This is a genomic window from Streptomyces roseolilacinus (assembly GCF_014649335.1).
GTDB classification, from domain to species: domain Bacteria; phylum Actinomycetota; class Actinomycetes; order Streptomycetales; family Streptomycetaceae; genus Streptomyces; species Streptomyces roseolilacinus.
The window spans coordinates 710,588-733,248 of sequence record NZ_BMSV01000002.1 but is presented as its reverse complement, the minus strand read 5'-3'; the positions used below and the strand labels follow the sequence as shown (position 1 = coordinate 733,248).

General features: G+C 71.6%; 21 protein-coding genes and 2 pseudogenes. 15 read left to right on the top strand and 8 right to left on the bottom strand.

All coding sequences use genetic code 11. The annotated features are described in order from the left end of the window. Window positions 1-6 precede the first annotated feature (6 nt). The 8 genes from IE106_RS07415 to IE106_RS07380 all read left to right on the top strand — a co-directional run bounded on the left by IE106_RS07415 (window position 7) and on the right by IE106_RS07380 (window position 7,300). A complete protein-coding gene (locus IE106_RS07415) occupies window positions 7-1,140 on the top strand; it encodes an acyl-CoA dehydrogenase family protein (RefSeq protein WP_308427863.1) in 1,134 nt (377 codons plus the stop codon). A gap of 5 nt (window positions 1,141-1,145) precedes the next feature. Then, a complete protein-coding gene (locus IE106_RS07410; RefSeq protein WP_229840125.1) occupies window positions 1,146-2,447 on the top strand; it encodes an aspartate aminotransferase family protein in 1,302 nt (433 codons plus the stop codon). Next, complete coding sequence (locus IE106_RS07405) at window positions 2,435-2,884, top strand: type II toxin-antitoxin system RatA family toxin (RefSeq protein WP_229840124.1); 450 nt, start codon at window positions 2,435-2,437, stop codon at window positions 2,882-2,884. Before IE106_RS07410 ends, IE106_RS07405 begins: the two co-directional genes overlap by 13 nt. After that, window positions 2,884-3,399, top strand: coding sequence for a hypothetical protein (locus IE106_RS07400; protein ID WP_189531066.1), 516 nt, complete (start codon window positions 2,884-2,886; stop codon window positions 3,397-3,399). The genes IE106_RS07405 and IE106_RS07400 overlap by 1 nt, the downstream gene beginning before the upstream one ends. Next, entirely contained in the window at window positions 3,396-4,421 is a 1,026-nt protein-coding gene (locus IE106_RS07395; protein ID WP_189531064.1) for a DUF2156 domain-containing protein, read from the top strand. The genes IE106_RS07400 and IE106_RS07395 overlap by 4 nt, the downstream gene beginning before the upstream one ends. A gap of 70 nt (window positions 4,422-4,491) precedes the next feature. Next, window positions 4,492-5,460 (top strand): VlmB-like protein, encoded by a 969-nt coding sequence (locus IE106_RS07390; RefSeq protein ID WP_189531061.1) that lies wholly within the window; start codon window positions 4,492-4,494, stop codon window positions 5,458-5,460. Next, window positions 5,457-6,317, top strand: coding sequence for an alpha/beta hydrolase family protein (locus tag IE106_RS07385; RefSeq protein ID WP_189531059.1), 861 nt, complete (start codon window positions 5,457-5,459; stop codon window positions 6,315-6,317). The genes IE106_RS07390 and IE106_RS07385 overlap by 4 nt, the downstream gene beginning before the upstream one ends. Before the next feature lie 365 nt (window positions 6,318-6,682). After that, window positions 6,683-7,300, top strand: coding sequence for a TetR/AcrR family transcriptional regulator (locus IE106_RS07380; RefSeq protein ID WP_189531057.1), 618 nt, complete (start codon window positions 6,683-6,685; stop codon window positions 7,298-7,300). Between the two features lie 9 nt (window positions 7,301-7,309). On the opposite strand, the pseudogene IE106_RS07375 reads toward IE106_RS07380, so the two are convergent. The 3 genes and pseudogenes from IE106_RS07375 to IE106_RS07365 form a co-directional block, all read right to left on the bottom strand. After that, window positions 7,310-8,103: pseudogene (locus tag IE106_RS07375) on the bottom strand (IS5 family transposase). Window positions 8,104-8,179: 76 nt separating this feature from the next. After that, a complete protein-coding gene (locus tag IE106_RS07370; RefSeq protein ID WP_189531055.1) occupies window positions 8,180-9,145 on the bottom strand; it encodes a MerR family transcriptional regulator in 966 nt (321 codons plus the stop codon). Window positions 9,146-9,746: 601 nt separating this feature from the next. Continuing rightward, entirely contained in the window at window positions 9,747-10,373 is a 627-nt protein-coding gene (locus IE106_RS07365; RefSeq protein ID WP_189531053.1) for a L,D-transpeptidase, read from the bottom strand. A gap of 296 nt (window positions 10,374-10,669) precedes the next feature. Here IE106_RS07365 and IE106_RS07360 point away from each other — a divergent pair, with 296 nt between their 5' ends. Then, a complete protein-coding gene (locus IE106_RS07360) occupies window positions 10,670-13,483 on the top strand; it encodes an AfsR/SARP family transcriptional regulator (RefSeq protein WP_189531051.1) in 2,814 nt (937 codons plus the stop codon). Between the two features lie 210 nt (window positions 13,484-13,693). Here the strand turns inward: IE106_RS07360 and IE106_RS07355 are convergent. After that, window positions 13,694-13,801 (bottom strand): annotated as a pseudogene (locus tag IE106_RS07355) (IS5/IS1182 family transposase); the annotation flags it as partial. Window positions 13,802-13,963: 162 nt separating this feature from the next. Between IE106_RS07355 and IE106_RS07350 the strand changes: the two are divergent. The 4 genes from IE106_RS07350 (at window position 13,964) to IE106_RS30930 (ending at window position 18,115) form a co-directional block, all read left to right on the top strand. After that, entirely contained in the window at window positions 13,964-14,404 is a 441-nt protein-coding gene (locus tag IE106_RS07350; protein WP_189531049.1) for a hypothetical protein, read from the top strand. A 663-nt stretch (window positions 14,405-15,067) separates the two neighbouring features. Next, on the top strand, window positions 15,068-16,456 hold the full coding sequence (locus tag IE106_RS07345; protein ID WP_189531047.1) for a Mucin-2: 1,389 nt from the start codon (window positions 15,068-15,070) through the stop codon (window positions 16,454-16,456). Window positions 16,457-17,012: 556 nt separating this feature from the next. Continuing rightward, on the top strand, window positions 17,013-17,591 hold the full coding sequence (locus tag IE106_RS07340; RefSeq protein WP_189531045.1) for a snapalysin family zinc-dependent metalloprotease: 579 nt from the start codon (window positions 17,013-17,015) through the stop codon (window positions 17,589-17,591). Between the two features lie 125 nt (window positions 17,592-17,716). Then, window positions 17,717-18,115 (top strand): transposase, encoded by a 399-nt coding sequence (locus IE106_RS30930; protein WP_189531043.1) that lies wholly within the window; start codon window positions 17,717-17,719, stop codon window positions 18,113-18,115. A 15-nt stretch (window positions 18,116-18,130) separates the two neighbouring features. Here the strand turns inward: IE106_RS30930 and IE106_RS07330 are convergent, their stop codons facing one another. Continuing rightward, window positions 18,131-18,580, bottom strand: a complete 450-nt coding sequence (locus IE106_RS07330) for a VOC family protein (protein WP_189531042.1) — start codon at window positions 18,578-18,580, stop codon at window positions 18,131-18,133. Window positions 18,581-18,677: 97 nt separating this feature from the next. Here IE106_RS07330 and IE106_RS07325 point away from each other — a divergent pair, with 97 nt between their 5' ends. Both IE106_RS07325 and IE106_RS07320 read left to right on the top strand, forming a co-directional pair. Then, window positions 18,678-19,259, top strand: a complete 582-nt coding sequence (locus IE106_RS07325) for a TetR/AcrR family transcriptional regulator (protein ID WP_189531218.1) — start codon at window positions 18,678-18,680, stop codon at window positions 19,257-19,259. Window positions 19,260-19,643: 384 nt separating this feature from the next. After that, window positions 19,644-19,865 carry a hypothetical protein gene (locus IE106_RS07320; RefSeq protein ID WP_189531216.1) on the top strand — a complete coding sequence of 74 codons (222 nt, stop codon included), beginning with the start codon at window positions 19,644-19,646 and terminating at the stop codon, window positions 19,863-19,865. Between the two features lie 26 nt (window positions 19,866-19,891). Here IE106_RS07320 and IE106_RS07315 read toward each other — a convergent pair whose 3' ends face one another. From IE106_RS07315 to IE106_RS07305, 3 genes are all read right to left on the bottom strand, one after another. Beyond that, window positions 19,892-20,896 carry a tetratricopeptide repeat protein gene (locus tag IE106_RS07315; RefSeq protein ID WP_229840123.1) on the bottom strand — a complete coding sequence of 335 codons (1,005 nt, stop codon included), beginning with the start codon at window positions 20,894-20,896 and terminating at the stop codon, window positions 19,892-19,894. 554 nt (window positions 20,897-21,450) lie between these two features. Then, the gene (locus IE106_RS07310; RefSeq protein WP_189531037.1) at window positions 21,451-21,645 is read right to left on the bottom strand and encodes an antitoxin; all 195 of its coding nucleotides are present in this window, start codon (window positions 21,643-21,645) and stop codon (window positions 21,451-21,453) included. A gap of 343 nt (window positions 21,646-21,988) precedes the next feature. Then, window positions 21,989-22,240, bottom strand: coding sequence for a hypothetical protein (locus tag IE106_RS07305; RefSeq protein ID WP_189531035.1), 252 nt, complete (start codon window positions 22,238-22,240; stop codon window positions 21,989-21,991). Window positions 22,241-22,661: the final 421 nt, after the last annotated feature.

Sequence of the window (22,661 nt, the reverse complement as noted above, 5' to 3'; positions counted from 1 at the left end):
CGCACGATGGACCGTGCACGCGAGGCATGCGAGAAGTACCTCCCGGGGCTGGCCGGGGAGCTCCGGGACGTGCCCTTGGCGGCACTCGAGGCGCCGGGCGGGCCGGGTCTCGCCGCCTTCCGCCGCGCCGGCGGACCCGGGCTGCTCATTCCGGCTACGTACGGGGGCGGGGGCGCGAGCGCCCTGGACGCCGTGCGGGTCGGGAGGGCGCTGGGAGCGGTCTCCCCCTCGCTCGGGGTCGCCGCCGCGATGCACAACTTCTCGGTGGCCAGCCTGGTCGCCCTGGTCGCCTCGGAGGACGCGAGCGGCCTGGAGTGGATGCTGATCGAGGCCATCGCCCGCGACCGGCTGCTGGTCGCGTCCGGGTTCGCCGAGGGCCGCACCGGCGCCGGCATCCTGGACTCGTCCGTCACGGCCGTGCCGGTGGAGGGCGGCTTCCTGGTCAACGGCGTCAAGAAGCCGTGCAGTCTGACCCACTCGATGGACCTGCTGACCGCCGGGGTGGCGCTGCCGGCCGCCGACGGGCAGGGCGGCACGGAGCTGGGGGTGGCGCTGGTTCCGGCCACGTCCCCCGGCATCACCCGCAAGCAGTTCTGGGGCGCCCCCTTCCTCGCCGGCGCGGAGAGCGACGAGATCCGCCTGGAGGACGTCCACGTGCCGCAGGAGCTGATGCTGCGGCCCCAGGTCGAACTGGGTTCGGGCCTGGACACGCTGCAGACGGTGGGTTTCGTCTGGTTCGAGCTGCTGGTCACCTCGGCGTACACCGGGGCCGTGGCCCGGCTCGCGGAGGCGGCGGTGGCCGCCGGGCGCGGCAGTGCCACCGACCGGGCCGCCCTGGTCACCGGCGTGGAGGCGGCCGCGGGCCTGGCCGAGAACGTCGCCCGGCAGGTCGACGCGGGCCCTGTGGGCAACGACGAGCTGGCCGCGTCCCTCACGGCGCGGTACGCCGTCCAGGACCTGCTGGTGGACGTCGCGGACCGAGCCGCCGAGGTGCTCGGCGGGATGGCGTTCGCCTCCTCTCCTGACATCGGGAGCCTGCTGGCCGTCAGCCGCGCGCTGGCCTTCCACCCTCCGTCCCGTACGGCTTCCGCGCAGGCGCTGCTCGACCACGGCGACGGTGCTCCCCTGCGGGTCCGGTGAGCGGCGTGAGCGCGGCTCCGCGGGCCCACCGCGCAGGGCAGAACGTGGTCGCCGGGTACAAGGCGCACCTGAGCCGGGGGCGCGGCAAGCTCGGCGAGATGTTCGGCGGCCACGTCGAGGTCTCTTCGACCGGTTGCAGGGTCCGTACGGCCGACGGCCAGGAGTTCCTCAACGCCGGCGGGTACGGGGTCTTCCTCACCGGCGCCTGCCATCCCCGGGTCGTCGCCGCGGTCGAGCGGCAGATCCGGACGCTGCCGCTGGCCACGCGGCTGCTGCTTGAGCCGTCGGCGGCGCGGGCCGCGGCCGCACTGGCCGCGGTCTGCCCGGCGGGGCTCGAGCGGGTGCACTTCACCGGTTCGGGCGCGGAGGCGGTGGAGGCGGCGCTGAAGATGGCCCGCAGCCTCGGCCACCGCCGGGTGATCGCCACGCACGGCGGCTACCACGGCAAGACCCTCGGCGCGCTGTCGGTCACCGGGAAACCCCTCTACCAGGACCCGTTCCGGCCCCTGCTGCCACTGGTCTCCCACGTTCCGTACGGCGACCCGGCCGCACTGGCCGCGGAGATCGGACCGGACGGCTCGGACGCCGTGGTGATCCTGGAACCGGTGCAGGGCGAGGCGGGTGTCGTCATCCCGCCGGACGGCTATCTCAAGGAGGTGGCGGACGTCTGCCGGGCCACGGGGGCCCTGTTCGTGCTCGACGAGATCCAGACCGGGATGGGCCGACTCGGGGCCTGGTGGGGAGCGGACCGCGAGGCCGTCTCCCCCGACATCCTGCTGGCCGGCAAGTCGCTGAGCGGCGGCGTGATCCCGGTGGCGGCGGCGATCGCCACGGAGAAGGCGTTCGCGGTCTTCGACCGTGATCCGTTCATCCACACGTCGACGTTCTCGGCCGCCCCGGTCGCCATGGCCGCCGCCGAGGCGGCGATCGACGTGATCCGGGACGAGGGGTTGACCGAGCGGGCGGCGGAGCTGGGCCGCGTGTTCCTCGGCCGGCTGCGGAGCTCCGTGGCCGAGCACTGCGGGCACCTGGTCCGCGAGGTCCGCGGGGTGGGGCTGCTCATCGGGGTGGAGTTCCACGACGCGGGCACCGCCGGGGAGTTCCTGCTGGAGCTGCTCGACCGCCACGTCATCGTCAATCACTCGCTCAACGCGCACACGGTCGTGCGCTTCACCCCGCCCGCGGTGCTCGGTGACGCGGAGGCGGACGAGCTGTCCGAGGCGGTCGACGGGGCCGCCCGCGCGCTCGGCGGGCGCTTCCCGCGGACCGATGACACGAACAAGGAGCAGCTGAGTTGCGATCGGTAGAACTGGACCACCGCAGCGCCGCCGTCGACGCACGGGCGGCGTACGAGCTGGTGCGCGACTTCGGGCGCTACTCCGAACTGGTCGCCATCGTGCGGAAGGTGGAGGTGCACCCGGCGGCCGACCGTGCGGTGATCGGCAGCGACTGGGAGGTGGACTTCCGCAACGGGGTGCTGTCCTGGTCCGAGGAGGACACCTTCGACGACAGCGCCATGGTCATCTCCTTCCGGCAGACCTCCGGCGATTTCGAGGTGTTCGAGGGCCGGTGGGAGGTCGCGCCAGCGGGCCCGGACGCCCCCGGATGCGTGGTGCGGTTCCAGGCCACGTTCGACTTCGGCCTGCCGAGCCTGTCCGGGATCATCGACCCGGTGGCCGAACGGGTGCTGCGCGAGACCATCGCGGCCATCCTGGAGGCCCTGCTGGGCAGGGAGGGCGCGTAGTGGACGCCGCCAACCGCTTCGAATCGCGTACGACGTACCGGCTGCTGCGCGGCGAGTACCTGGCCGGCCTGCTCATCAGCGCCTGGCTGCTGATCGCCCACTGGGACGAGGTGCGCTGGCCGGTGGCCGTCGGCCTGTTCCTGTACATCGACCTGATCGGGTACATACCGGGTGCTCTGGCCCACCGCAGGGCGAGGGGCGGTCCCGTCCCGCGTGTGTACTACGTCTTGTACAACACGATGCACAGCTGGCTCACCGCCGGCGCGGTCGTGGGTCTGTGGGCATGGCTGTTCGGCTGGGAATGGGCGCTGCTCGCCGTTCCGCTGCACCTGTGCGGGGACCGCGGCCTGCTGGGCAACTTCCTCAAGCCGTTCTCCGTCCCCTTCGAACCGGCACCCCATCCGGCGTTCACCGCGTTCGAGGCGTCCCTGGACCCGAACGGACAGGCCCCCTCGTCCCCGGTCCGGGCGGCACGGGGCGGACAGCCCCGGCAGCCTGCCGGGAGCCGCGGATGAGCGCGGGGCCCGTCTCGGCGGCCGACCGGGACGCGGCCCGGGCCCTGGACCTGCTGCGCGCCCACGCCGATCACCCCAGCGCGATGCTCGCCCTCAACCGGGACACCCGCCGGTACACGGGCCGCAACGCCGACGGACTCGTCGCCTACACGCGGCGGGGGCGTCGCGACGTGGTGCAGTTCGCGGCTCCGTTCGCCGAGCCCGGTGAGCGAGGCGGGCTGCTGGACGAGTTCCTGCTGCACCTGGCGGCCGGTCCCGGACCCGCGCCCCGGCTGACGGCGGCGCAGGTCGGGCGGGCGGACGTGGAGCTCTACGCGGAGCGCGGGTTCACCGTGAACCAGGTGGGCAGCACGTACGGGATCGATCTCGGTCGCTTCACCCTGCGGGGCCGGCAGCTGGCGAAGGTCCGGCAGAACGTCAACCGGGCCCGGCGTGACGGTGTGACCGTCGTGGAGACGGATCCCGGCGATCCCGGAGACCGGCACGAGCTCGACGCCATCGACTCCGAGTGGCTTGCGGCGAAGGGCCGCCACGTGAAGGAGCTGTCGTTCCTGATCGGCGAACGGGGCGGCCCCGGCGCCCCGTTGCGCCGCACGTTCCTCGCCCGGCACGAAGGCCGGACCGTCGGCTACATCACCTACTCCCCTGTGTGGGGTAGCCGGCCGGGATGGTTGTACGACCTGACGCGCCGCTCGCCGCGGGCCCCGGTCGGGACCGTGGAGCTGGTCAACCTGACCGCCCTGGGCCGCTTCCGGGAGGAGGGCGCGCCCTGGTTGCACCTGGGGCTGACCCCCTTCGCCGGCTTCGAGGACCGGCACGAGCCGGCGTGCGCGAGCCGGGGGCTGGCGCGGGCGTTGCGACTGGTCGGGGAGCACGGGCGGCTGATCTATCCGGCGCGGTCACAGGAGGCGTTCAAGCTCAAGTGGGCGCCGCACGTGATCGAGCCGGAGTACATCGCCTTCCAGACCGGGGTGCGGCTGTCCAGCGTCTGGCACCTGCTCAGAACCGCCGGTGCCGTCTGACGTCCGCGAGGGCCGCGAAGCGCCGCGAAGCAAACCACCAGAGGATCCAGAAGAAAGAGGAGGCACTCCCATGACCCCCGCCGCCACCCCCACCCCGGTCGAAGCCGACTGGGACCGCGCCCCGAGCGTGCTCGAAGGCGCCCGGACGCTGGAACTGACCACCGAGGACTGCAACCTGCCGTATTGGCTTCGCCATGTCGCGGGCACCATGCTGCGGCGGCTCTCCGACGGCTCGGTACCCGACGAGGGACCGACCGCGGCGGTCCGCGAGCCGGGCCCGCTGCGCAACGCCCTCGTCGACGAGTTCACCTTCCGCCACCTGGCGGAGGAGAAGGCCGCCCGTGCGCTGTCCTTCCTGGTCTTCCACGCCTCCGGCACCGATGACTTGGAGTTCTTCGCGACGCAGCTGATCGACGAGGCCCGGCACGCCCGTGTCTTCCGTGAGCACCTGCTGCGCGTGGGCCTCTCCGCCGCGCAGATCGAGGCCGAGGTCGCCCGCACTTCCTCGACGACCGCGGCCGCGGTACTGGACCCGCTGGAGGAGTTCGGCCTCCAGGTCCTGCGCGACCAGGGCGACTTCCACGGCGGCGTCCTGGTGCTGACCGTCCTCGTGGAGGGCGTCCTCGCGCCGGCCGCCGAGCTCAGCGAGCGCAAATGGCGCCCGCTCGACCCCTCGGCGGCGCTGGTGGAACGCGGGGCGAACATGGACGAGATCCGGCATCTCGCGGTCGGCAGTTCGGTCGTACGCCGCTACCTGACGGAGCACCCGGAGCAGCGCCCCCGTTTGCTCGATCTGGTCGCGGAGGGCCGCCGCCTGTGGGAGAAGCTCCCCATGGAGGAGGTGCTGTTCCGCCGTGAGTCGTTCTTCCAGGAGGGCCTCGCCCAGCATGCCGAGTTCATCGGCGACTACGAGATCTGGCCCGGCCGGCGGCTGATCGACACCGGTATCGAGGAGCGGATGGAAGCGGCCGGGCGTTGGTCGCAGGAGACTCAGGAGGCCCGCCTGGCGTACATGCTCCTGTCGGACTCCCCCCGATGAGCGGGGCCCGCTGGGAGGTGCCGCTGCCGGCCTACGGCGACGACGGCCCGCGGCGGATCGTCACCCGGGTCACCGAGCCGGCCGGGGCACCCCGCGCGGTGGTGCTGATCTGGCCGGCCATGGCGGTCGACGCCTCGTACTACGCCCCGTTCTGCGCCGAGCTGGCGGAGCTGGGCATCGCCTCCGTCGCAGCCGACCTGCGCGGACAGGGCGAGAGCGGGCCGCGGCCGGACCGCACGTCCCGCTACGGATACGACGAACTCGCCGCACGGGACTGGCCTCGGACCGTGGCAGCGGTACGGGAGCGCTTCGGCGGCGTTCCCCTCTACCTCCTGGGGCACAGCATCGGCGGCCAGGTCTCCGTCCTGTACGCGGCCCGGGAGCCGAAGGGCGTCGACGGTCTGATCTTCGTGGCTGCCGGGTCGGTGGACTTCCGCGGCTTCCCGGGCCTGAGCGGGCTGCGCGTACTGCTGAGCACGCAGCTCGCCTCCGTGATCGCCCGGTTGTGGGGCTACTTCCCGGGACACCGGCTCGGGTTCGCGGGCCGGCAGCCGGCGCGGCTGATCAGGGACTGGGCCAGGATCGCCCGTACCGGCCGGTTCCAGCCCTCAGGCTCCGACATCGTGTACGCGGAGCGGTTGGCGTCGGTGCGCCTTCCCGTACTCGCCGTCTCCGTCACCGGGGACTCCCTCGCTCCGCCGGCGGCAGTGGACCGCCTGTGCGCCGCACTGCCCTCGGCAGTCGTGGAGCGATGGCATTTCGAACCGGACGAGGGGGTTCGGGTCGACCACGTACGCTGGGCCCGCAAGGGGGCACCGGTGGCGGCGCGGATCCGCGCATGGGTCGACGGACTCTGATCGCCGGGGACGGTGGGGAGTGGACCGGGCGGCGGGCGCGCTGGTGCTGTGTACGGAATCCGCGGGCGTTCCGCGGGCCCTGGCCTCCGTGCGGGCCGCCCTCGCGGAGGCCGGGCAAACACGGGCCGCCCGGCTGCGCCCCGGCGGCGTGCCGGTACGGGCGGGCGGCCGATGGGCCGCCCGGCGGGGGACGGCCGGCGGGTCGATTGCGGGACCGCGGCAACCGCCGGCGCCCCGGCGCTCCTTGGATTCGAAGGCGGGGAAGTGGTTCAATACGACGCATCCGCACAGAACGAGTCGGATCGTTCAGCTGGCTCGATCTTCGGCAGCAGCTGGGCCTCGGCTCCGAAAGACGTGAGAAATCCATGGGACAGAACAGGAACCTACATCAGGTGTCGGACCGCTCCGGCACCCACATGCGAGATTTGGACGCGCGTGAGCGAATCCTCTCCGCGACCCTGCGGATACTGGCTCAGGTCGGCTATTCCAAGCTCACCATCGGCGGAGTCGCCGTGGAGGCACGTGTCGGCAAGGCGACGATCTACCGTTCCTGGCCCAGCAAACCGGCCCTGGTACTCGATGCCGTGCGTGAGGAGCTGCCCGCGATACCGAACGAGGACACGGGCGACAGCGCAGCCGAACTGGTCGCCGTGGCCCGCGCTCTGGCGGACCTGTACTCCTCGCAGAAGATCCGAGTGGCGCTGCCGGCCCTGATGGCGGATGTCGCGGACGACTCGGGCCTGCGCAACTTCCTCACCCACAACCTGATCGAAGGCCGCAAGGCCTCCTCGCAGCAGGTCCTCGCGCGCGCCGTCGAACGCGGAACCCTCCCCCCGGACACGGACATCTCCCTGGTCCTCGACTCGTGGGCAGGAGCCATCCTCTTCCGCAGCCTGTTCTTCGAGGAGACCGTCGACGAGCACACCGTCCGACGGATGGTCGCCGCCACGATCGCCTCACCCCCGCGACTCCCCGAGAACTGAGACGGTGTCCTACGTGGTGAGGCGGACGAGCCGCTCATGGCGCCACAGGGCCGCGGCGAGTCCGAGGAAGGCCGGGTAGTTGCGGGGATCGCGTTCGTAGCGGGGGCTGAGGCGGCGGTATCCGGACAGCCAGGGCATCGTCCGCTCGACGACCCGGCGGCGCCGTCCCGATCGCTTGCCGGGCTCGATGCCCTTGCGGCGATGCGCACGCCGATGCGCTTGCCCCGGAGTCATCTGCCCAGGTCAGCACGATCGTGAGTTTTGTCCGCATGCAGGCGCTGAGGCTTGGGGTGCCGGTCGCGGTGGGGGTCGTGCCTCGTGTGGTGACCCTCCACCATCGGCTTCAGTCCTTCGCTGTCGCGGGTGTCGGCCGCGGTGACGCCGACGAGAAAGGGCAGTCCGTTCGCATCCGGCGGGACGTGCGTCTCGGAACCCGGCTTGCCCCGGTCCACGGGACTCGGACCGGTGCGGTAGCCCCCTTTTTCAGCCCTCACGTGGGTGGTGTCGAGCACGACGCGGGTCACGTCGAGGAGGCCGGCGTCGTCGAGACGGTGCAGAACGGCCTCGTGCGGACGGCCCCAGGCACCGGCTCCGGACCAGATCGGGAACCGCCGGTGGGCGGTCGGCTTCGAGATGCCGAAGCACGGCGGCAGCGCGCGCCGGACGCACCTGGACACCGACACGTGGATGATCACGGCGAACAGCGCCTCATCAGGTGCGTCCCGCGTTCCGCCGCCCTGCGGCCGCACCTTCGACGGCGGGATCAGCGGTTTCGCGATCTCCCACGACCCGTCCGGAACGATCCGATTCCACGCACCCCGCTCCCTACCGAGCTCGACGACGCCTCACCACATAGGACGCGGCCTTGGATCGATGCGGTCATGCGTCGCGATGGTTGCGGAACCACTGCGTCACTTCCTCGGCGTGGGTGTCCGGTGGGAAGACCGGGTAGAAGACGTGCTCGATGGTGGCGCCGCGCAGTACGAGGGTCAGGCGGCGGTACATCCTCTGCCCGTTGGCCTCGAACGTCGGGAGCTCCAGCGCGTCTGCGAGCGTGAGCCGGGGGTCGGAGAGCATCGGGTAGGGCAGATGCAGGCGCTCCACGAGCGCCTGCTGGTAGTCGGCCCGGTCCGAGGACAGGGCAAGGACGCGAGCGACGCCTTCGGCTCGCAGTGCGTCCAGGTTGTCGCGGAAGCTGCACGCCTCCTGGCTGCACCCGCGGGCGCCCGGGATGTCGTTCCAGCCCTCCGGGATGTCGGCGGCCGGGTCTCCGGTCAGCGGGTAGAAGAAGAGCACCCAGCGGCCCTCGGAGACCGCGTCCAGGCGTATGTCGTCACCGTCCGTGCCGGTGAACGACAGAGCGGGGAGCACACGGCCCGGAAGGTGGGCGGCGGCGCCGTCGTCCACCGGGGCCGGCAGGCCGGAAGGCAGGGGGTCGGCCTTGGGCAGCGTCATGTCGGGCTCCTCGAATGGCTCGGTGATGGAGGGGAAACCTCGCCGGGCCGCCGCGTCCCGGCGGCGGATCAGCTCTTCCCGGCTGTGGGCCAGCCGGGCGACGAGGAGGTCGAGCGCCTCGATCTTCCGCTGGTAGGCGGCCAGGGACTCCGCGCAGTGGTCGCCTTCCTCGTGACCCGCGCGCAGGCACGTGAGAAACGGCCTGGTCTCCAGGGGAGTGAGGCCGAGCGCCCCGAGGCTGCGGATCTCCTCCGCCAGCCGGACGTCCTCCGCGGTGTAGTCGCGGTAGCCGTTGGCCGCACGGCCGGGGTGGAGCAGACCGCAGTCCTCGTAATAGCGCAACGCCTTGATCGTCACGCCGGCGGCCGCGGCCGCCTCGCCTGCACGCATGTGCACCTCCTCGTCGCAACAGAACGCTAAACCCGGCCCTTGGGGGACGGGTCAAGCCGGCCCTGCATACCGACGCCCACCACTCATCCGCTGGAACGCTCAGCGCGTCAGCTCGCCCGCTCATCCGTCACGACGAGAACGGTTCGCTATCGGCAAAGTCGCGCATGGTGCTCCTCTCCCCTCTCGGTCCAAGCGGTCGCCGTGCCGGCAGGGTTCGTCGGTTTTCGTGGCCGATGGAGCAATCGCCCTCTTCCATGTCCCAGGCCGGGAGATGCAACCGGCAGCAGGTGCCGCCCCAGCATGCCCGGCGGGGAGGTCAAGCCGCCGCCGGGCCGGACCCTGCCACCGCGGTTCACCGCCGTCGCCCCCGCCCTCGACGTCGAGGGCGACGACTCCTGGCGGGAAGGTCTCGCTGTGCTGAGTCCTTGTTCACCTGATCGAGGGGGACGCCCGCCACACCGGCCACGCCGGCCTGCTCCGGGAGCACATCGACGGATGCCGTCGGCATGCGGCGCGGCACGCATGCGGGGCCGCCCGCCCCGCCGAGTTCTGGCGGGGCGGGCGGCCCGGTCGAGCCGGGGTGGCCGTATCGACCCTCCCGTCAGTTCGTGACCACGAGCTTGGTCGGGAACCCGACAGCCTTGCCGCGCTTGTAGAGGTCCTTGATGTCCTCCGGCTTGAGCTTGATGCAGCCGGCGGACTTGTAGTCCCCGTTCCCGTCCCAGCGGGTGGCTTCGGTGCTGCCACGGCCGCCGTTCCTGGTCATCTCGCTGTGGATGAAGAGCTCGGTCCGCGGGGTGCGTCCGTCCTTGCACTTCGTGTCGTTGAGCTGGAAGGCGTACCCCTTGATCAGGCTCCCGTTGTACGTCTTGTGCCACTTCTTGATCGTGTACGACTTGGTCGGCAGCCAGCCCTTCTCTCTGGCGCACTCGTTCTTCGTGACGCCGGAGCCGGCCCGGTACTTCTTGATCACCTTGTCCGGCCCGGGGACGCTCTTCATCAACGCCAGCGAGGAGTTGGTGTTGGATCCCTTGTCGAACTTGAGGTAGTAGGTGGCGGCGGCTGACCCGGCCTGGGTCGACGGGGCGGTGACGGCCGCGAGGCTCGCGGCGGCCGGCCCGGCCTGGGCCGGTGGGGCGGTGGCGGTCGCGAGGCCGCCGACGAGGGTGACGGCGAGGAGGGCAGTGGCGAGGCGCGCCCGGGTGGTAGTGGTTGCTCCGGTTGTCATGAGTACTCCGATCTTGTGTCGTCAGCTGGTTCTTCGGTCCGTGCCTGAAGCGACGTCCGCATCGTCATGCGTTCGAGCGGACGCTGTATGCCGGCGCCGATCCCCCTTGCAACCGACCCCCGTGACCGTCCAGCAGTCCGTCGTCAGGCGGCTTCCCGGGGGCTCGCACCATCGAGTTTCAGTGCCAGGCACTGTCAGCACAGTCCCCGCATGGGCTTGGGCATTTCATGGCCGGTTCTTGAAATCCCTGCTCTCAGCGCGAATGCGCCGGCGCGACACGGGCTACGGATCCGGGCATGACGATGCTCATCAGCGTTCTGGGGCCTGTGGAAGCACGCTTCGACGGTCGGGAAACAGACCTGGGTCATGTACGGCAGCGGAGCGTCCTGGCGGCACTGGCCGCGGAGGCGAACCGGACCGTCCCTCCGGCGGAACTGATCGCCAGGGTGTGGGGCGAGGATGCGCCACAGCGGGCGCGTGCCACGCTCCACAGCTACCTGTCCCGGCTGCGGCAGAAGGTCGAGGACGAGCACACACGGATCCTGCGGCGGAGTGGTGGGTACGTCCTCGAGGCGGAGGAGTCCGCCATCGATCTGCTCCGCTTCCGTGTCGCAGTGGCCGAGGCACGGAGAGGGCCCGCGAGTCACTCCGCAGCACGTCTGACGGAGGCGCTCGGTCTGTGGCGCGGTGAGCCGTTCGCGGGCATCGAGTCACCCTGGTTCGATGGCCTGCGCGAACAGTTACTGGCGGAGCAGCACGCGGCCCGTTTGGACCTCAACGACGCCTTGCTCGCCCTGGGCCGGCACGCGGAGGCACTCCCTGATCTGTTGGCTCAGGTGGCACGCCAGCCGTTCGAGGAACGCCTGGTCGCGCAGGTCATGCTGGCGCTCCACCGGTGCGGTCGGTCAGCCGACGCGCTGACGCAGTACGAGACCACACGGGTGACTCTCGCCGAGGAGTTGGGCATTGACCCGGGACCCGCCCTGCGGAAGCTGTACCACGGGATCCTCGTGGGGGACCCGGCGCTCGGCGCCTCCGCCGCCGTGGTGGCGCCCGTGGCCGCCGGCACGGCTCCTGATGTCGTTCCCTTACCGGTGCCCCGCCAGCTTCCCGCCGCGCCGGCGGCCTTCACGGGCAGGAACCATGAACTGGCGGCTCTTGACGACATGCTGAAGGCACCGTCCGACGGGAACCCCGTGCTGGTCATCTCGGCCATCGGCGGCGCCGGCGGGATTGGCAAGACCTGGCTGGCGCTGAAATGGGCACACGACCACCTCGACGGGTTCCCGGACGGGCAGTTGTACGCGGACCTGCGCGGATTCGACCCTTCCGCCGAGCCCGTGAGCGCGGTGACGGTGATTTCCGGCTTTCTCACCGCACTCGGCACGACTCCTGAGGTGACTCCCGCGGACCCCGCAGCTCAGGCAGCGCTGTACCGGTCGCTGGTCGCCAACCGCCGCATGCTGATCGTTCTGGACAACGCCCGCGACGCCGACCAGGTGCGCCCGCTGCTGCCGGGCAGCGTCACCTGTGCTGTCGTGGTCACCAGCCGGCACCAGATGACCGGTCTGGCCACCACCCATGGCGCCCGCTGCCTGAACCTGGAGCCGCTTCCCGACCAGGAGGCACGCGAGGTGTTCACCGGAGCTCTCGGCCAGGACCGGGTGACGGCCGAGCCCGAGGCCGTGACCTCCCTGCTGCGGCAGTGCGCCGGGCTTCCCCTGGCCCTGGGGCTTGTGGCGGCTCGTGCCGCCGCACGGCCGGACTTCACCCTCTCGCTGCTGGCCGAGGAGCTCGACGACGTGAGCACCCGGCTCGACGCGCTGAGCAGCGGCGATCTCACCACCGACGTACGTGCGGTCTTCGAGGCGTCCTATCACACACTGGACGACGCGGCCGCCCGCCTGTTCGATCTCCTCGGGCTCGTAGCCGGGCCGGACGTCAGCCTGCCCGCCGCCGCCAGCCTCGTCGCCCTGCCGCTCGCCCGCACCCGGATGCTCCTGCAAACCATGGAGCGGGTGAACTTGGTGCAGCAGCGTACCCAGGGCCGCTACCGCATGCACGACCTGATCCGTCTCTACGCCGCTGAGCGCGGGCGTCTCCAGCCCGCTGCGACCAAGGACGCGGCACTGGCCCGGGTGGCTGCCTTCTACCTGCACACCGCGTATGCGGCCAATCAGGCCCTCGACCTCGAGTGCCCCCGGTTCCCTCTCATGCCGCCACCGGCTGGCTGCCTCCCGCTCGCCTTCCGTGAACGCGGGCAGGCGATGGCGTGGTGCGAAACGGAACACGACAACCTGACCGCCACCGTCAAGTGGGCAGCCGCAGCGGGCGACCACACCACCGCCTGGCAGTTGCCGACCGTGCTGGTGCCCTACTTCACTATGCGCAAGTCGTGGGGCGACGCCGTCGCGGCCAACGAGACAGCGCTGGCCTCCGCACGCCATCTGGGCCACCGACCGGCCCAGGTCTGGGCCCTGCTCAGCCTCGGCTTCGTCGAGCAGCAGTCGCAGCACCGCTTTGACCGAGCCGTGACCCGCTTCGAGTGCGCCCTGGACATCAGCAGGACCATCGACGCCCCCTGGGAGCAGAGCACGGCCCTCATCGCGCTGGCCGAGGCCCGTCGTCACCTGAAGCGATTCGACGAGGCGTGCGGCGCCCTTCGGGAATGCCTTGAGCTGTGCCGCCGATTTGGCTTCCGCCGGCTTGAGGCATGGGCACTCAAGGAGCTCGGCCACAGCCTTCAGGAGTCCGAACGGGTGGAGGAGTCCGTCGAACACCTGCAGCACTCGCTCGCCATCCTGCGGGAGGGCCACGACCGGTACAGCGAGGCCATCACCCTCGAGTGCCTCGGCCAGGCCCACCGCATGCTGGGGCACTTCGACCAGGCCCTCGCTTGTCTGCGTCAGGCCCTCGCCATCTGCCAGGCAGACGGGTACCCCTGGACGGAGGCGCAGACGATGGCAGCCCTGGGGCAGACCCTCGATTCACTGGGTGAGACGGACGCAGCCCGCCGCGCGTGGCAGCGGCAGTTGTCCATACTGGAGGACCTCGGACACCCCCACGCCGAGCGTCTCCGAGCTCGGCTCACGGCCGCTCGCCCTCGTTGAACGCGCGTACCCTGAGACCGCCCTCGGCAGGGGGTACTCCCCCCTGCCGTCGTGGCCGCGTGCCTCGCGCGGGACTGCGGCGGCTCGATGGTGCCCCTCTCACCCTGGGTCTCTGCTCCACCGCGCGCGTGTTTCCGCCCATGTCGGGTTTTCAAACCCCCGCTGTTCAAGCGGACCGTCTCTTCCGCCGCCCGTGCGGAGCGGCCGGCCCCTGTCCGACAAAGGATCTTGGGTGGGTTCGCGGAGCCGGAGGATGGGTGCGGCAAGGTGGACTCCGGCCTTGTGGCGGGTGGCGAGATCGTCGAAGCGGGTGGCGATGTCTTGTCGACCTTCGCCTCCATGGTGTCCGCGAACACGAACGCGAGGGGCACCGGGCCCTCCCGGCCGGTCGGCGGACAGACCCGCCGCCACAGCCGATACCCGTGGCCGATCAACTGGTCGATCGTGTCCGGCCGGGAGTGGACCAGGTCCACGGTGTGCTTGTCCGTGTCCCGTGGCGGCAACCGGCTCCACTTCCCGTACCGGCGCAGCTTGGTCACCAGGTCGTGCGCGTCCTCGGTGTGGCGGTCGATCTCCAGCAGTAACATCGCCATCCCCGCCGTCGGTGTCCGCATCACCAGGCCCGCCCGCTGCGCGTACCCGTCCGCGAGCCGGTACGGGATCTCGGCGGCGAAGCCGAGCCGGTGGCCGGTCCCGGCACGGTGCAGTTCGGCGGCCGTCGAGGTCACAGCCGCGACGTGGTCGTCGCAGCCGGCGCCGAGCAGCTGGCCGGTGTCGGGGTCGTACTTCTCCTCGCGCAGCGCCGAGATGCGTATGCCCTTCGGCTCCAGCGGCTTCTTCGCCTCGCGGTGGCCTCGGGCGGTCAGCACCCGCACCTGTCGCCGGCCCTCCCGGACCGAGTCGATCCTCATCAGCCGGTGATCCAGAAGGGTGTCCCACGTGAGCTTGTCGTGCCGGTTGTCCGGGCGGGTCGACATCCACAACCGATCGGGCGTAGCCCTCTGGAAGATGCCCAGCGCTTGCAGCGGCTTCCTCCGCCGGGGCTCCGTCGAGTTCTTCCTGTGCGTGGGGCGCCTTGGGGCATGAGGGTTGTCGGAGCTGCGACGACCTCCTTTCCGCCGATGCTGACCTGCGGAAACTCCCGGCCCTTGGCGACGGGGGGCGGAGGGGGCCTCTCCGATCCGGTCAGGGGGCTGCTCGAGCTCGTCTGCGGTGCTCGCCCCAGGGTGCTCCTGGAAGGTGGGGCGGGACCATCCCGCCGTCCGCCTTCCACAGGTACGGCCTTCGGCTCTCGTGTGACACCGACCTCGAAGAACCCCTCCGCCGTGACCGCATCGTGATCAATCCGTGTGTCCTCCGACTCTCAACCTGGACCGATTGCCAGCGAAGTCGGCCAACCGCTACGTTCCTGCCATTGATGTCGGACCGCGAGGGCTGGGGCAGGGCGGGGCACCGGCTCTTGCGTACGAGGGCGCCGCGGTCTTTTTCCCTTGATCTGGACTTCCTTGAGTGGGGACGTCGGCGACGGCAGCCTCCGGGCGAGGTGCGAAGGCCGACCGGCCGACGGAGATACCAGGGGGGATCATGGTCGCCTTCCACGCGTCCGCACTGGACGGAGTCGCCCGCAATCCGGCGCTGCCGACACCGCTGCTTCTGCGTCTGCTCGCCTCCAGCGGCGGTGGCCCGCCCCGTCACGTCCTGCAGCGGGCCGGGCTTCCCGAGCAGGCCGTCGCGATGATCGTGACTCATCCGAACCCGGGTGCCCGGATCGACTTCGCGACGAGCGCCAGGGCCGAACCCGCGCAGCGGGCCCGGCTCGCCGACGACCCCTCCCCCAAGGTGCGGGCCGCTCTCGCGTACGGTCCCGAGTGGCGTGACCCGCGTACGGTGGTCATGCCGCTGCCGGACGGCGTGTGCGCCCGCCTGCTCGACGACCCCGACCCTTCCGTACGGGCGGCCCTGCTGGACTCGCCCCACCTGGTGCCGTCGTTCCTCGCCTCGCTGGCCGCCCACCACGATCCGGCGGCCCGCCGGAGCGCGGCGCGCGCATGGCGGATCCTGGCACCGGACGAACGGTCGGCTCTGCCGGCCGACCCCGACCCCGTGGTGCGGCGGGCCGCCGCGCTGTGGGAGTGCCGACGGGACGCACGCGTCACCGCCGAACTCCTCCGCGACCCGAAGTCCGCCGCCGAGGCGCTGCGACATGGACTCCTGCGCCGCGCCGACGCCGAGCGGTGCGTCGCCGAACGGACGCATCCGGCCGCCCCCGCGGAGAACCCGTCGTTGCCCGCCGACCTCGTGGAGCGGCTCGCCGTCGACCCTGACGAGGCCGTACGGCTCGCGGTCTCCCTCAGGCCGGAACTGGACGAGACCCGGCGCATGGCGATCGACTTCACGGTCGGGGACCTGGACAGGGGAGACGGCGTGCGGTGGGTACGAGAGGGGCTCGCCGACCCCGAGGTGTTGCGTCGGGCCGCGGCTTCCGCCCACCCGCTGCTTCAGCGCGCCGCCGCCCGGAGCCCCCATCTGCCGCCCGACCTCCTGCGTCTGCTCGCACGCGCCGAGGACCCGGTGGTGGAGAACCTCCTGAGCATTCACCACCCCGACACCCCGGAGGAGGTCCTGATGCGGGTGTACGCGCGGCTCGGTGGCACGTTCTCCGCCTGGATGGCGGAGACGCACCCCCGTTTCCCTCGCGAGGGCCTCGCCGCGCGCTACGCGAACCACCCGGACGGGAACTACCGCCGGCTGGCCGTACGGGACCCGGCCGCCACACCGGGGCTGATCGAACGTCTCAGCCACGACCCCGAGGTCTGGACGCGTCAGGCGGCGGCCGGCGACCCGCGCCTCCCGCCCCGCCGGCTCCGCGAAGTGCTCCACGTCCCCGAACTGGCCTCCAGCGCGGGCGCCAACCCGGCGCTCCCCCAGGACGAGATGGCCGCCGTCCTGGACAGGGCGGGCGTTCCCGCCTGACCGCCGAGCACAACCGCCCAGCCCCGGCGCCGCCTTCCGACGGCTCATCCGGGCGGACCGCGGGCACGAGGGCCGTAATCGGTCCTCCAGGCAGCATCGATCCCGGCCGGTCACAGCCGGCCATTTCCTCGATCCCTCTTCCAGGAGTGCGAACGCGGCGCGGACGGCCGCGCCATACGCGTTCACGCGCACCGTGGTCGGGAGCTGGCGGTGATTCAAGGCTGCGAGCAGCAGCGGATCGGGGCGTCACACGGCGACTGGGTAGGAATGTCGGGGGCGAACGGCTCGGGACGGGCGGCGGTGAAGGCGGTGCCTCATCGCGACCGTTCTTTCCAAGGCCGGCGCTCGGGCTCCTACGGCCCTGCGGAGAGGATTCTGACGGGAATTCATCATGGCAGGTACATGACGGAAACGGAGGGAAGGGCATACCATCGCAACGCCCCGAAGGGGCGGTCGACGGTGCGTCCGGCCCTCACCGGACCACCCGTCCCACTCCTTCGCGCACCACCCGGCCCCTCCGAGGCCGGATCCCCCCCCACAGATGAAGGAGCAGCAAATGCCCCTCGGTATCTGGCTCAAGGCGGGCACTTCCGCCGCGGCGCTCGTCCTCGCCATGGCGGGCGCCGCGACCGCCGCCCCCGCTCCCGCGGGTGAATCATCCACCGCGCAGGCCGCAGTGGTGACCCTTCGCTACGACGACAGCCGCGCCGCGGGCTGGGAGACCGCGATCGCGGCCGGGGTCGCCTCATGGAACGCGAACGTGAGCAACGTCCGTCTGGTGGAAGCGGCACCCGGCACTGCGGCCGAGATCGTGATCGTCGCCACCACGGGCTGGCCGCAGGCCACGCTCGGCCCTGTCCGTCCGGGCCGTCAGGTCCGCGTCGAACTCGGCAGCCAGGCCGTGGCCCAGGGCTACAACAAGACGCGGATCGCCGCTCACGAGCTGGGGCACAGCCTCGGCCTGCCGGACACCAAGCCCGGCCCCTGCTCACAGCTGATGTCGGGGTCGAGCGCCGGCACAGCCTGCACCAACGCCACGCCGAACACCACGGAGCGCTCCCGCGTACAGTCCACCTACGCGAGCGGGACCGCCGCGCTCGCGCCCACCCACCGGATCCTCATCGACGCTCCCTGACCCCACACGGCCGTCGAACGGGCGGGCGTCCCGGGGGTCTCGGTGAGATCCCCGGGGCGCCGTGAGCAGCCCGCGGGCGACGGCGGTACCGGGGGAAAGGATCCCCCACTCCCCTCCTCGCCCACGTGACCCGTTCCACCCCGCCGGCCAGGCCGTCTCCTTCGGATCGTCTGATCGCTGGTCGATGTGTGTCGTCGACTGACGACCGGTGGGCGGGGACCGAACCGTTGCCGCCGGACCGGAGGCCGAAGCGGGGAGGGCGGTGGTGTGATCACCGGCAGGTGATCGACGCGATCGCGTTCGAGTACCGCGCCGGCATTCCGTGGACGGGCCTGTCCGAGCGCTCCGGCTCGTGGAAGGGTGTTCGGAACCGGCTGCGGAAGGCCCCCGGGAGTGCGTGTTCACCGCCCTGCGCGCCCGGGCCGACGCGGAAGGCGACCTCGACTGGGCCGTCGTGGTGGACTTCACCGTCGTCCCTCGCCGGGCGGAAAGATCCCGGGACCGCGAGGTGCTTCGGCCCCTGACACCCGGCCCGGGTGTCAGGGGTGGGTGTAGTGGGCGGCGTACTCCTCGGTGGGCGGGACGACGGTGATGACGTCGATCAGTACGCCGTCCGGGGCGGCGACGATGAAGTGGCGCTGGCCGAACTCCTCGGTGCGCAGCGGCAGTACCTCGGTCAGGCCGGCCCCGGCCACCAGCCGCCGGTGCTCGGCGTCGACGTCGTCCACCTCGAAGTTCAGCAGCAAGCCTCCTCGGAGCGCGGCCCGGTGGCCTTCGGGGACGGTCGGGTGGGTGTGGTCGAGCAGGGCCAGTTCGTACTGCGGGGCGTCAGGGCGACGCAGGCTGACGTACCAGTCCGCCTCGAAGGTCGCTTCGAACCCGAGGTGGCGGGTGTAGAAGTCGCGGGAGGCGGCCACGTCCCGGGTGGCGAGCACCGGATAGAAGCCGCCGAGCACGGCCGTGGGCAGGATCGCGGGTTCGTTCGTCATGACAGGGGTCCCTCCACTCCCTTTCACATACCGAGGGTATGCGAATCGTGGCGTTAGCATACCGTCAGTATGTGAAAGGGAAAGGGCGGTGGGTTCGATGGTGGTCAGCCGGGCGGAGCAGCGGGCGGTCACGCGACAGGCGCTGCTGGCCGAAGGGCGGCGACGGTTCGCCGCCGACGGCTACCACCGGGTGGTGTTGGCCGAGGTGGCGCGGGCGGCCGGAGTCACCAAAGGGGCCGCATACCACCACTTCGACAGCAAGGCCGGGCTTTTTCGGGCCACCGTCCGCCAGGTGCAGCAGGAGCTGGGCGAACGGGTCGCGTCCGCGGCCGAACGGCACGAGGACCTCTGGGAGCAACTGCGGGCCGGCTGCCGGGCCTTCCTCGCCGCGGGAACCGACCCGGCGGTGCGGCGGATCCTGCTGGTCGACGCGCCGGCGGTGCTGGGCTGGGACGAGTGGCGGGCGCTGGACGAGGAGTCCTCCGCCCGGCACCTCACGGAGGCCCTGACGGCGCTCGCCGAAGCGGGGGTCATCGACGATCAGCCGGTGGAGCCGCTGGCCCGGTTGCTCTCGGGGGCGTTGAACGAGACCGCGCTGTGGATCGCGCGGGGCGGGGACCCACAGGCCGCAGAGCAAGCGCTCGACCGGCTCCTGGCGGGGCTGCGCACCTCGGCCTGACCCCCCGCTCGGGCGCTCGACGCCTTTCGAGCCGACACGGGAACGAAAGAAGCACGAGGCCCATGAGGGGAACGACCGTGCCGAGCGGGTGACGGGGCTGCGGGACGTGTACGTCGCGATCCCGGCCGCCCCGAAGGACGGCCGCCGGCGTCCGGGTGACGGGCATGGCCGGGAGGCGGTGGACGTGGTGATCCTCGGCCACCCCGGAGAACGACCGCCGGCAGACGGCGAGGGTCGGAGGCCGGGGCGGCTTCCTCCCGTCGGCGCTTCGTGTCGTACCGGACGGTGTTCGAGGCCGTACGCAGCCTGATCGGGTGATGTCGGCGTTGTTTGATCGGTGCAGGTCACCGGCGCGTGCGGGGCCATGGTTCCGACGTGACTCAGATGACGCCACCGGCCCCCGAAGAGGGGAACTCCGCGCCGGAGCCTCCGTTCCTGTCCCTGCACACCGCCGTCGTCCTGCTCACCGCGTTCGTCATCGGGATCACGGTGGGTTGCCTGACCGCCCTGACCCAGGTGCCCGTGGCGGGCGCCGCGCTGGCGGGCCTGACTGCGTCGGGTTCCTCCGTGCCCGCGCTGCGCTCCTTGATCGGGCGTCCTCAGTGAGCGGCACCAAGCTCGACCAAGCCCTGCTAAGTGATCTTGTTCAAGAGCCGGTCCACGAAAGCATGTCGCTTGGCGAGCTTCGAGCAGCGGGCCAGCTCCCTTCGGACCTTCACGGTCCGGTCGGCCTGCGGACCCATCCGCCTCTCGAGGATGTGGACCAGCTCGGAAAGGGCGGCTGCCGCGCCGGCGAAGTCCCCGGCCTTGCCGCGCCATGCAGCGATCTCCTCCCAGGTGCGGAGCGTGTCGGTATGTTCCGGCCCCAGTACTTCCCGGCGCACGGAAAGCAGCGCGGCGAGTTCGGCTGCCGCGCCGGTAGCGTCCCCGGCCTCGCCACGGTAGACGGCGATGAAGTACCGGGTGCGGAGCGTGTCGGGGTGCTCGGGCCCCAGCACTCGTCGGCGTACGGCGAGCAGCTCGTCCATTTCGGCTGCCGCGCCGACCGCGTCCCCGATCCTCCTTTTCGTGTGGGCCAGGTACTCCCGTTCGGTGAGGGCGCGCGGGTCCTCCGGGCCGAAGTGGTCAGTCGCTTCTTCGACGGCCGCGGCGGCCAGCTCCAGCGCCTTTTGGTGGTCACCTCGATCGGCCGCGGCCATGATGGATTCCGAGTGGTCGGGCAGCGAGTGAACGGCAGCCTTCCGGTCGTCCGGATCGGCCCCGGTGTCCCTCTCCTCGGCGAAGTCGCCCGTGACGTGCGGCAGTACGCGGTCGTCGTGGTCGTTGCCGATCGAACCCCGGGCCGGTGCTTCGGCGGCGGCGTACAGCGCGATCGGGTCCGCGGTAGCGCCCGTTCCCGCGGGCTGAGGTGCCTGCGGCTCGGGGGTGTCCGCAGGGGGAAGCGCGGGGCGGCGGCGGGCGGCCGCGCGCAGGGCTTCGAGGGTGTTCCAGTGCTCCCGCCACGGCTGTAGCCGGGGGTCTCGCCGCTCGGGCGGGTCGACCTCTTCGCCGTCGTCGTACGACAGCAGCGTACGCACCAGCCACAGCAGCCGGTCGAGCGACGCAGGGCCGCGCCGTCCGGTGAAGATCTCGCTCATCGACGCTTTCGACACTGCCGAGTGTGCGCCGAGATGCTTCTCCCCGCGGGCGCGGATCCTGTCGTAAGAGGGGGCTCCGCGTCGCCGTTTCAGGTCGACGAGCGCCTCTCCGAGCTCTCGGAGCGCCGCCTCGTAACTTCCGTCGCTCTTCCGGCCGCTGTCCGCCACGCCGCCCCCCGGCTTGATGCTGTGGGCAGCAGGGTAGGCCCGCTGCCCCCGCGGCGTCGACACGACGGCAGACCGGGCCGGTCGGCCCGCAGTGGCACCGGGGACGAGGAGGGACCAATGGCGTGACAGGTGAGGCCGGGTGACGAAAGTCGGAGGCATCGAGCGGGAGAGCGCGCGACAGGGACGGGGAGCACAGCGGGCAGGTTGCCGGGGGTGGCCTGGTCGAGGGTGGGCCGGCCGACGCAAGGGGCGAGGGCACCGGGTGCCCGCCGCTGCGGTCCGACGCACCGGCCCGGGTCGGAGCAGGCGGCCTGGGGCGACCGCGGATCCGGGCGCCGTCGGCTTCCCGGCACTGCTGCCGGGAAGCCGACGGCGCCCGTGCGAGGTCAGCGCTCTACCGTGCCGTCGCTTCCATAGGAACGGCGCACCGCGTCGGCACCCTTGTCGGTCTGGGCGTCGTACTTGTCACCCGTACGCTCGTCGATTGCCCGTTCGGCACCGGCAACGCCCTTGTCGGCCTGGTCCGGGTGGTCCTTCGCCATCTCCTTGACCTTGTTCGCCATGTCTCCCAGCTTGCCCATGGGTACCTCCCGTAGGTCGTGCGTGCGTCGTACCCAGCCGCGCGTACCCTCCAGGTTCCGCTTGTCACCTACCGATGTCCGGCAGGAAGGCTTCGGCCCGCGCGCGGCAAGGACGCCGGCCAGGACCGCCAGCGCCGGCGGCACGGGGCCACGCCCGGCGGGCGGCGGGCGGCGGCTCCACGTGCTCCGGGCGGCGGTCACGGGCTCACCGTGGGCGGAGGCGCGCCCCGCGTTCAGGGGCGGACCGTCCGGGCGATCGCCAGTGCTCGAGGAGCTCGTCCGCATTCCCCTGGGGCGTGTACGAGCCGTTGTCCGCGTGGAAGTCGGCCGGGTGCCCGGCTCGTCAGGCAAGGAGGACGGCCGGCAGCCGCCGCGTGGTCGCTTCGGCGTCGGTGGCCTGTCCGGGGCTGCGGGTCATCAGCAGGTGGTGGGTCGTACCGACGAGCGCGAGCGCGATGGTGCCGGTGTCGCTGCCGGCGGGGATCCGACCGGCGTGCTGTTCGGCCTGGAGGTAGGCGGTGACGGCGTGCTGAATCGCGTCGAAGGCGGGCGAGGCGGACGACCTGCCGCCGTTCGAGAGGGAGGACCGGCTCACACCGGCCGGCCGGAGCCTGCGAACGGCGTTCAGAACGGCCGCCCCGGCTTTCCGCGGAAGATCCACCACAGGAATGCGTTTCAATACCTCGACCGGAATAGGCGGACGCGGCGAGGGGGCTCCAGCCGGTAACAGGAGCCCCCTCTCGCCCCTGCTGACGTACTGCCGCACCCAGGAAGGGGAGGCGGTGCATTTCGAGGGCAGGGGTTCCGCTTTTCAGCTCACCACCCTGGCGGCCACCGTGCAAGGTCTTCCGTGTTCGGAACGGGTTCCGAACCGTTCCGAACAAGAAAAGCGCAGGTCAGAGGTACAGCGACAAGCACGCTGGGGCTCCGTGCCCTTCCTCGCGGCGGGCGTCCGACCCGAGCGGGACAGAGAGCGACGGACGAGTCGCCGGGACGCTTCCGCACGCTGCGGTATT